Here is a 9,002-nt window from a genome sequence, read left to right as displayed (position 1 = left end):
AGGATCGGCTGTACATGGCCGAGAGTTGACCGCGCCGGCGATCAACGCCATCAACACATTCGATCGTCCGGACCGAGTCAAGCCAGAACCGTTTGACTCCGCAACATTCAAGCATGGGTTGGTAACGGTCGTATTGCCGCCAAAATCCGTCGTCGTGCTGGACCTTCACTGATGCGCGCTCGGCGGGTGAACTTTATGTTGCGCGTATTGGTGGCAGCGATTGTTCTTTGCTTTGGGGCGCCTGCGGTGCAAGCCGATCAAAATGTTCGGCACATCGCCGTTGATGTGGATGGCGTGTCCTCGCCGCTCGATCGCTACTATGAGTTATCCATCGGCTCGGACTATCCGGGAACGCTGATGCGCGAGGACAGTCTCGCTCAGCTCAAGACCGTAAGCGCGGAATTGGGTCCACGTTACATCCGCTTCCATGCCATTTTTCACGACGTGCTGGGCACATATCGGGAAGTGAACGGCAAGCCGGTCTACGATTGGACGAAGATCGACCGCCTCTACGACAAACTGCTTGCGATAGGCATCCGACCATTCGTTGAACTGGGGTTTACGCCGGAAGCGATGAGGACATCGGACCAGCACATCTTCTACTGGAAGGGCAACACCTCGCATCCTCAACTTCCAAAATGGACGGGATTGGTTGAGGCTTTCGTCAGTCATCTGGAACGACGCTACGGACAACAAGAAATCAGAACCTGGTATTTCGAAGTCTGGAACGAACCAAACTTACCTGGTTTCTGGCAGGGTGGCGATCAAAAGGCGTATTTCGATCTCTACGATGCAACCGCGCGAACCATCAAGCACGTCGATCCGTACCTGAGGGTGGGTGGGCCAGCCACCGCCGGTGCGGCTTGGGTACCTGAGTTGATACAACACACCGTGCAGGCCGGCGTGCCGCTCGATTTCATCACCACGCATACGTACGGCGTGGACGGCGGTTTCCTCGATGAGCATGGTGAAAGCGACACGAAGCTGTCGCCGTCTCCGGATGCGATCGTCGGCGACGTGCGTCGCGTACGCAGTCAGATCGACGGTTCTGCCAAGCCGGGGTTGCCGCTTTACTTCACCGAATGGAGCACCAGCTACACGCCACGCGATCCGGTTCACGACTCGTATGTGAGTGCCGCTTACATTCTCGGCAAGCTAAAAGCCAGCGAAGGCATGGCGCAGGGTATGAGCTACTGGACCTTCAGCGATTTGTTCGAAGAACCCGGGCCGCCGACTGCACCATTCCAGGGCGGTTTTGGTTTGTTGAATCCACAAGGCATTCGCAAGCCAGCTTATTTCGCCTACAAATACCTGCACCGCCTTAGTCGCACCGAACTGAAAACTGCCGATACGCAAAGTTATGTCACGTGGAACGACCACGTGCTCAAAGCGCTGGTCTGGGACTTCGTGTCGCCCCGGCAGGAGCAGAGCGATCGGTCGTTCTATACCAAGGTATTTCCGTCGCATCCGACCCGAGCGGTGAGCCTCGATCTTACGCATATGCAGCCCGGTAAATACCAAGTGGCCATTTATCGGACGGGCTACGATGCCAATGATGCTTATTCGGCCTATTTGCGCATGGGTTCACCCACATCACTCAGTAACGATCAATTGCAGCAACTGCAGGTTACGACAGCCGATCGCCCCGAAATGCGCACGCTGATAGTCGATTCGAATGGAATCGCAAGCTTGTCCATTCCCATGCGATCCAATGATGTCGTGTTGGTCGAAGTTCTAGCGAAGCGCTAGGTAGCCATCTGGAACGATCGAATACGCATGGTTACCAACGGTCGCCTTCGATACAAAGCGAATTGTCACGCTCGATACGCGCGTTAACTTGAAGATTTGTGACTTCGCACATAAAAAAGCGGCCCGCAATGCAGGCCGCTCAAGTTGATGGTTGCGTGTCATTTACCGGCCGATGTGTACGTCAAATCGGCGTTGTAACTGTCCACGTGCGACGACACACTCTGGATAGCGTCGTTAACCGATTTACGGATCGCTTGGCCGCTTTCCTTTCCGTAGACATTCTCGACCATCTTCCACAGAGTGGGGTCGGGATCGTTGCCAAGATCCGCCCAGCTTTTGGCAGGACTCACCAGGATAAAGTCGGGTGCGTCTTCACCACCTTCTCGCATTCTTCCGAACATATAGTTAATGGGCCAATTGGACTTTTCCGCCGCGGCAGCGATTTTTTTCGCAGCAGCTGCAAACGCTTCCGATGCATCATGGCCGGGCTTGAGTTTGAAATAAGTGACTTCAATCAAGGCAGATGTAAGCCCCATGCCTTTGGGCATGTGACTTAATTCCGGCATCATTTCGACAAATGCACTTGTCTCGCTCTTCAAATGCGGATTGACAGCCGCCCTGAGCGATTGATCGCATGCCTTGCCTGCGACACTCATGGCGTCAAAACTTTCCCATGAAAGCGGGTCGGAGGTATACGAATAGGAGTAGGTATTTCCCGTCTCGTGCGTCCATGCTGTCCACGTGTATTTAAAGCCATGTTGATGCAAGCATTGGTTGAAGCTTTTTACGCCTGCTTCATAGGCCTGCTGATCCGCGGGTGCCACGATATCGGTGTAGTCCCGCACGATGGTTACGCTATTTGTATCGGCTGCCCGAACTCCGGTGGCGCATAACAGCGTGAATGACAACGCTAGCCAGGGTGTGATGCCGTTCATAAGAACCTCGTTTAGGGCTGTTGCCCTGCATGGTTGAGTTGAGGCCCCTGATCACTTCGGGCGGGCGAAGTTCGTCGAGTATGCGCGCAATTGAAGGTGTCAATTGCTTGGAACGCAATGCATTGATTTTGAATATGATTCATGACGACATCGCGCGTCGGAAAAGTGCCTGGCACGATCGTCGGCATCCGGGAGATCTTCATGGATCGAGCATCGGCGCGCCGCCACAGACGGAACTTGTAGTCATGGCGGCTGCTAGGCAAGCACAGAACATCCGCTTACGATCCATAGCGGCCATTAAGATATCCGGCCAGCCACAGGGGGAATGGAATGGGCGCAACGATGGACGGAAAAACGTTCCGCGAACAAGCCAATTGGATATTAAAAAAGGTCGATAGGGTTCCAGAAAAACCGTTCTGCGATGCGCGTCAACTTGACACGGTCGCAATCAATACGGGAAACCTCATCACAGTTAACGTCATCGGTAAAACGAATGGGGTTTAAGGAAGTTCAACAGGTGCGCAACATGTGGCTCTGTCGAGCGCAACATGTGGTTCATTATGGGGCTTCCGATTGTTCCCCTAGGAAGGCGGAAGGTGAAATACCTGGCGCGGAACAAGTTCGTGGCTCGGAAGATGATGAAATCGTCGTTCCCAGATTTCGCCAAGCAACACGACACCAGCAAGCGCAACCCGGTGCTTAGCCTTTGTTATTAATTCTTCTGATCGTGCTCGTACTTGGAATTGGCGGTGTCATCGTGCTGAATCCTTCGCGCCATTGAACTTTGCATCTTCCTTTTAATGGGAAAGCTAATATCCGTTTTCGATCCAAGGCGAACGTCCGGCGGTAGCAATCGACAGGCGGCTTTGCATCGGATTGTTAGCCGGATGTTGGTCGGTAAGGTTTCAAGAGTTCAGTGCTTTAGGGGCTGCGTTTAGCACGTGCGCGCAGATGTCTAACCGGACGTGCATGTCCGTCTATGAAGTAGTCAGGGTGCTCAAAAATGCCAGTAAACGCAAACCACGGCGAATACCAGATGTCCACTGATCGGCAGCGCATCGATATTGCAGCCGTTCACGCGTTTCTCACGCAAAGCTATTGGTCGCCAGGTATTCCACGCGGGGTTGTTGAACGTGCCATTGAAAACTCACTTTGCTTTGGCGTGTACTTCGGTGCGCAGCAAGTGGGCTTCGCTCGTGTGATCACCGACAAGGCAACGTTCGCGTACCTTGCAGATGTCTTCATAATTGAGTCGCATCGAGGCAAGGGCCTGTCCAAGTGGCTTATGGAATTTGTCACTGCCCACGAAGAGTTGCAGGGACTCAGGCGCTTCTTGTTGGCAACCAAAGACGCACATGCCCTCTACGCTAAGTTTGGTTTCGAAGCGCTGGGTAACCCGTCGCGAATAATGGAAAATCTCAAACCTGATGTTTATCGCCAAGCGCTCTAACCTTTCCATCGAAAGGATCTTCACCCGGCAGCCCGGTCAAGTCTATGGTGTCAAACGTTGGGCGTTCGCGTTTGACTCAAGGCAGACCATTCTACTGTTAGGGTTTGCACTTAAATCTACGCCTGTACTTTTCGCTTGGCTTCCGGACTAGTTACGCTTGCGTCGATATCACGTTAGGAGTTGTCTGCCATGCACCTGGAGTTGCCCAGCACCGCTCTGAAGTCGTTCAAGGATTTTCTCAAGCACTACCTGATGATTGTGCTCAGTATTCTTACTGCCCTTGGTCTCGAAGGTTGGATCGAGCATATTCATCATCGACAAGCCGCCGCGGTAGCCAGTGAGCAGATCGATGCGGAAATCCGCACCAACCTGGCGGAGGTCCGCGAGGCTTTAGCGAAGGACACGCATCAAGCCGATGCTCTGACCCATCTCCGCGACACGCTGGAACAGGATCTTAAAACCAATGCGTCCGACACGGACGTAGAGCAGCTCGTTCTGACGCAAATACACAACCTCAACTTCAATCTCAACCTTAGATGGCCGACGCTGCGCCAGGAAGCCTGGGATGTCGCCGTAGCCAACCAGTCGGCAAGTTGGATCGACAGCAAACGCATGTATCGCTATTCCGCTGTTTACGCCGCTCAGCGGGAAACGTCCGCTTCGCTCACAAGCAACCTCCATCTGATCATAGATGGCCCGAGAATGATCGACACAATGACCAACCTTCGCTCTGGAAGCGTGGAGCCGCATGAATTACTGCATGTGGTCGCTCAGATGGAGGTCATGCAGGAACAAGCAAAAAACGATCTCAGCCAATTGGAACAACAGATGCAGAATGCATTGAACGGTAAGGATTCTGCTGAGCAGTAGGGGGCGGCTGCTATACAAATACACCCTCGCGCTCCTTGATCTTGATGGAACGATGACGGCCCGGGGAGCCTTCGCAGCAACAATCAGGCTGCATCTCCTTGGGAGTTTAAGCGGAACTCCGCGGAAGAAGAAAACGCATGCCAATGTTTGTTTTCGGTTCAACGCGGACATTCTTGGGGCGTATTAGCATCCAGTTCGCGCTGGATTGTTAGCCTGGCGATGAGCCGATAAAGTTTATAGAGATTGATGTTCAAGGGGCGCGCAGCAAGTGGGCGCAGGTGCAGGGATGGACGTAAAAGTTTGCCGACTGGCAAATAAAGGGGAATATCAGTGAAAAAAATGTGGGTGTTCGCATTGGTCGGAATCTCTTCAATCGCGTCCGCCACGGACGTGGTTTCAATCCCTCGAGTCACACCTTATGCAGACGGCGTCGGAACGGACGATGTGCGTACAAAATGTGATTGGAATTCAAAATTAAGTGAAAACATTGCGCGATCTGCGCAAGTTGGCGTATCCGTAACGGACATGGATGCATCGCATATAAGCGGCAAGGTACTTACGATGAAAATTACTCAAGTACATGCGATTGCCGGCGGCAATGTGACTGGCTACAAGTGGGCAGAAGTTCACGGTGAACTCCATGATGGCGGCAAGCTGGTGGGTTCTTTTGTGGCACATCAGCACACCATGGCTGCCTGGACTGCATGTGGCTCTCTCGATCGCCTCGGAAAAGAACTTGGCGAAGATATTGCTGACTGGTTAAAAGACCCAACGCTGGATGCGAAGCTGTAACGGAGCGTTGTTTCCAGTCGAGAGAAACGCGGATCGGATTGTTCGATTCAGAAGGTGTCTGCTTTCGACTGAAGCGGGCATTTCTGAATGAGCCCGACAAGTTACCTAAGACTAAGATCGCGCGCGTCGTTATTGGGAGCCATCAGGAAGAACATTGAGGTGGCGCGCAAGGCCTACGGCGCGGCGATATCTTGGGACTTGGCGGACTGAGTTCCAGCGCGACAGCGGACATGATTTTGAATATTTTCAAGGACGCTCTGCGAAATTGGACATAAGGAGCGCGCCTAGTTTTTATGGGGTCTTCATCCGACAGGGAGCGCGTATTCGATGCGCTCCGCTCAAGCGGAGAAACGATACGGTTTTTGGATCTCGATGAGGTACAAGCGGTGATAATGGAGCACTCCATACCCCATTTCGATGGGGCCCCGTCGTCGTCGCCCCCTTCTTCGATATTGCATTAATGCCGATTGGCCTTGAGGTTGCCGCCGTTGAAACGGCCGAATCGTTTGGCAAGCCCAAGACTAATCAAGAGCGCACCTAATCCCAGCGCGATAATCGCCTGCGCGTCACGCACATCGAATTGGCCGACGCAAGCTATCAGCAAATAGGCGGCGACGAAATTTACAAAGCTCCAGAGCACATTGACCGTCGACGACGACAACCCTTCGCCGGGCGGGTGAGCAAAGGGCGACTGAAACGGGCGTCCCATGCTGCCGCTGACGAAATGGGGGATGGCATTGGCGAGAAAAACGCCGCCAAAAAAATAAGAGAGATCGTGAAGCCAGTTCACCATGGTGTTGTCCTCTTTCAGCGGGTGCGCGAAGGTGCGTGCTTGCGCAACGCAGTGCTTGGTTCCTGAAACGCGAGGCAGATACGTGGATGCAGCGAGCATGCCACTATGACTCGCCCAGGCGTTTGATCAGCGGAATGGCGTCCATGATCGTCTCAAGTTCAGCGGCATCCAGTTTCGCCATTGCCGCACGCAGCCATTCGCGTTTCGCGATGCCACGCAGACGCCTCATCTGGGCGCCTTCGGGTGTCAGGCCAAAAAGAATCTGCCGTCCATCTGTGGGATGAGGCCGTCGCTCAACCAACCCTTCTTGTTCGAGAGTCGCAAGAATCGCGCCCATCGATTGGGGTTTCATCGACTCTGCGCGGGCTAGATCTGCAGTAGCCATGGCGCCATGTTGATCGAGCCGCGCCAAGGCGCTGAGCTGGGAGAGATTGAGGTCGTCCGGATTTGTTTCGGAACGCAGGCGGCGCAAAAGCTGCCCGACCGCAGCCGTGAGTTCGTTGACGGCGGTTTCCATTGCTGCGCGAGAGGAGCGTGATGTGGGCATGCGCCCACCTTATACTTTAGAAGTTAATCTTGCAAGTTTGACTTTTAAGGTGGGGGCGCGAGGGCGATGACTTCCCGCTGGATATTCGAAAGGGCCGCTCACTTGCGCTGCGGATATATGAAATGTCCGCGTTACTCAAAGTGTGCGTTCGTTGCAGAGGAGGCATTGGGCTGTGCAACGCCCTAGCTCCTCGTCTTGGAGCATGGACTCAACCACGTGCTTTTTGTCTGGTTACACCAGCATGCATGATGTACGGCAGATTCGGTCGCAGAGTGATCGCCATCCATTCCCGGCTACGTTGTATTAAAAATCCTCACGGCGATTGTCAGTGAGTGGGCATGGCGAACTCGGCACCATTGCTGCCACCTTCCAGCCAGCGCTGCGTCACAGCCTTTTGTCGGGTATAGAAACGCACTGCTTCTGGACCATGGGCATGGTGATCGCCCATCAGGCTCTTTTTCCAGCCACCGAAACTGTGGAAGGCCATGGGTACGGGAATGGGTACATTGATGCCGATCATGCCCACTTGCACGCGGTGAGCGAATTCGCGTGCGACGTGACCGTCTCGGGTGAAGATGGCGGTGCCGTTGCCGTAGTCGTGCTCGTCGACGAGTTTTAGCGCGCTGGCGAAATCCGGCACGCGTACTACGCAAAGTACCGGGCCGAAAATTTCTTCCTTGTAGATGCGCATCGCCGCGGTGACATGGTCGAATAGCGAGCCGCCCAGGAAGAAACCCTGCTCGCAACCGGCCACGCGATGGCCACGCCCGTCGACGACCAGCGTTGCGCCAGCAGCCACGCCGTCGTTGATGTAGCCGGTGATCTTGTCGCGATGGGGGCCGGTGATGACCGGCCCCATATCCACGTGCGCATTCATACCATCGCCGATGCGCAACGCGCGCACCATCGGCGCTAGCTTTGTCACCAGCGCATCAGCCGTCGTATCACCCACCGCCACAGCGACCGAGATCGCCATACAACGCTCGCCTGCCGCGCCGTAGCCGGCACCCATCAAGGCATCGGCCGCCTTTTCGATATCGGCATCCGGCATCACGATCATATGGTTCTTCGCGCCGCCCAATGCCTGCACACGCTTGCCGCTGGCTGTGCCGCGCGCATAGATGTATTGCGCAATCGGCGTGGAGCCGACAAAGCTCACAGCGCGCACTTTAGGGTGATCCAGCAGCGCATCCACGGCCACCTTGTCACCTTGCACCACATTGAACACACCGTCCGGCAGGCCCCCCTCCTTGAGCAGCGAAGCCAGCATCAATGCGGTGGATGGATCGCGTTCGGAGGGTTTGAGTACGAAGGTGTTGCCGCAAGCGATTGCCATCGGAAACATCCACATGGGCACCATCGCCGGAAAGTTGAACGGCGTGATGCCCGCACAAACACCCAGCGGCTGGCGCATGGTCCATGCGTCGATGCCGTTGGCGATCTGTTCGGTGTATTCGCCCTTCAGCAGTTCGGGGATGCCGCAGGCGTATTCGACGACTTCAAGGCCGCGCACCACTTCGCCCTTGGCATCGGAAAACACCTTGCCGTGTTCTCGCGTAATTAGGGCGGCGAGTTTGTCCATATCGCGCTCGATCAGCTCCTTGAAGCGAAACATGATGCGTGCGCGTTTCAGCGGCGGCGTTTGCGACCACGCGGAAAAGGCGGCTTCTGCGGCCTTCACGGCGAGATCGACTTCCTCTGCCGAAGCCAGTGCCACGGCGCCGATCACGGCACCACTGGCAGGATTGTAGGAAGGTACGCTAGCGCCTTTGCCGGCATGATGCTGGCCGTCGATGTAATGATCGATCGCCTGGGGCGCGCTACGTTCTGAAGGTTGTGCGGACATGAGATTTACCTTTCGTGTGT

General features: G+C 54.9%; 9 protein-coding genes. 5 read left to right on the top strand and 4 right to left on the bottom strand.

The window, feature by feature from the left end; genetic code table 11:
* Window positions 1-172 (top strand): alpha-L-arabinofuranosidase C-terminal domain-containing protein (locus VK725_RS18610; RefSeq protein WP_414648488.1); only part of this gene is annotated, 172 nt, incomplete at its 5' end.
* Between the two features lie 23 nt (window positions 173-195).
* Window positions 196-1,749 (top strand): GH39 family glycosyl hydrolase, encoded by a 1,554-nt coding sequence (locus VK725_RS11220; protein ID WP_325318140.1) that lies wholly within the window; start codon window positions 196-198, stop codon window positions 1,747-1,749.
* A 158-nt stretch (window positions 1,750-1,907) separates the two neighbouring features.
* Here the strand turns inward: VK725_RS11220 and VK725_RS11215 are convergent, their stop codons facing one another.
* On the bottom strand, window positions 1,908-2,684 hold the full coding sequence (locus VK725_RS11215; protein ID WP_325318139.1) for a hypothetical protein: 777 nt from the start codon (window positions 2,682-2,684) through the stop codon (window positions 1,908-1,910).
* 1,003 nt (window positions 2,685-3,687) lie between these two features.
* On the opposite strand from VK725_RS11215, the gene VK725_RS11210 reads away from it, so the two are divergent.
* The 3 genes from VK725_RS11210 (at window position 3,688) to VK725_RS11200 (ending at window position 5,796) form a co-directional block, all read left to right on the top strand.
* On the top strand, window positions 3,688-4,134 hold the full coding sequence (locus VK725_RS11210) for a GNAT family N-acetyltransferase (protein WP_325318138.1): 447 nt from the start codon (window positions 3,688-3,690) through the stop codon (window positions 4,132-4,134).
* Between the two features lie 189 nt (window positions 4,135-4,323).
* Complete coding sequence (locus tag VK725_RS11205) at window positions 4,324-5,004, top strand: hypothetical protein (protein ID WP_325318137.1); 681 nt, start codon at window positions 4,324-4,326, stop codon at window positions 5,002-5,004.
* 330 nt (window positions 5,005-5,334) lie between these two features.
* On the top strand, window positions 5,335-5,796 hold the full coding sequence (locus tag VK725_RS11200; protein ID WP_325318136.1) for a hypothetical protein: 462 nt from the start codon (window positions 5,335-5,337) through the stop codon (window positions 5,794-5,796).
* A gap of 457 nt (window positions 5,797-6,253) precedes the next feature.
* Here the strand turns inward: VK725_RS11200 and VK725_RS11195 are convergent, their stop codons facing one another.
* The 3 genes from VK725_RS11195 to VK725_RS11185 form a co-directional block, all read right to left on the bottom strand.
* The gene (locus VK725_RS11195) at window positions 6,254-6,688 is read right to left on the bottom strand and encodes a hypothetical protein (RefSeq protein WP_325318135.1); all 435 of its coding nucleotides are present in this window, start codon (window positions 6,686-6,688) and stop codon (window positions 6,254-6,256) included.
* A 4-nt stretch (window positions 6,689-6,692) separates the two neighbouring features.
* Window positions 6,693-7,136, bottom strand: coding sequence for a MarR family transcriptional regulator (locus VK725_RS11190; RefSeq protein ID WP_325318134.1), 444 nt, complete (start codon window positions 7,134-7,136; stop codon window positions 6,693-6,695).
* A gap of 325 nt (window positions 7,137-7,461) precedes the next feature.
* Entirely contained in the window at window positions 7,462-8,982 is a 1,521-nt protein-coding gene (locus VK725_RS11185; RefSeq protein WP_325318133.1) for a CoA-acylating methylmalonate-semialdehyde dehydrogenase, read from the bottom strand.
* Window positions 8,983-9,002: the final 20 nt, after the last annotated feature.

This window comes from Dyella sp. (assembly GCF_035486915.1).
In the GTDB taxonomy this organism is placed as follows: Bacteria; Pseudomonadota; Gammaproteobacteria; order Xanthomonadales; family Rhodanobacteraceae; genus Dyella_B.
This window is presented reverse-complemented; position numbering and strand designations above follow the sequence as displayed.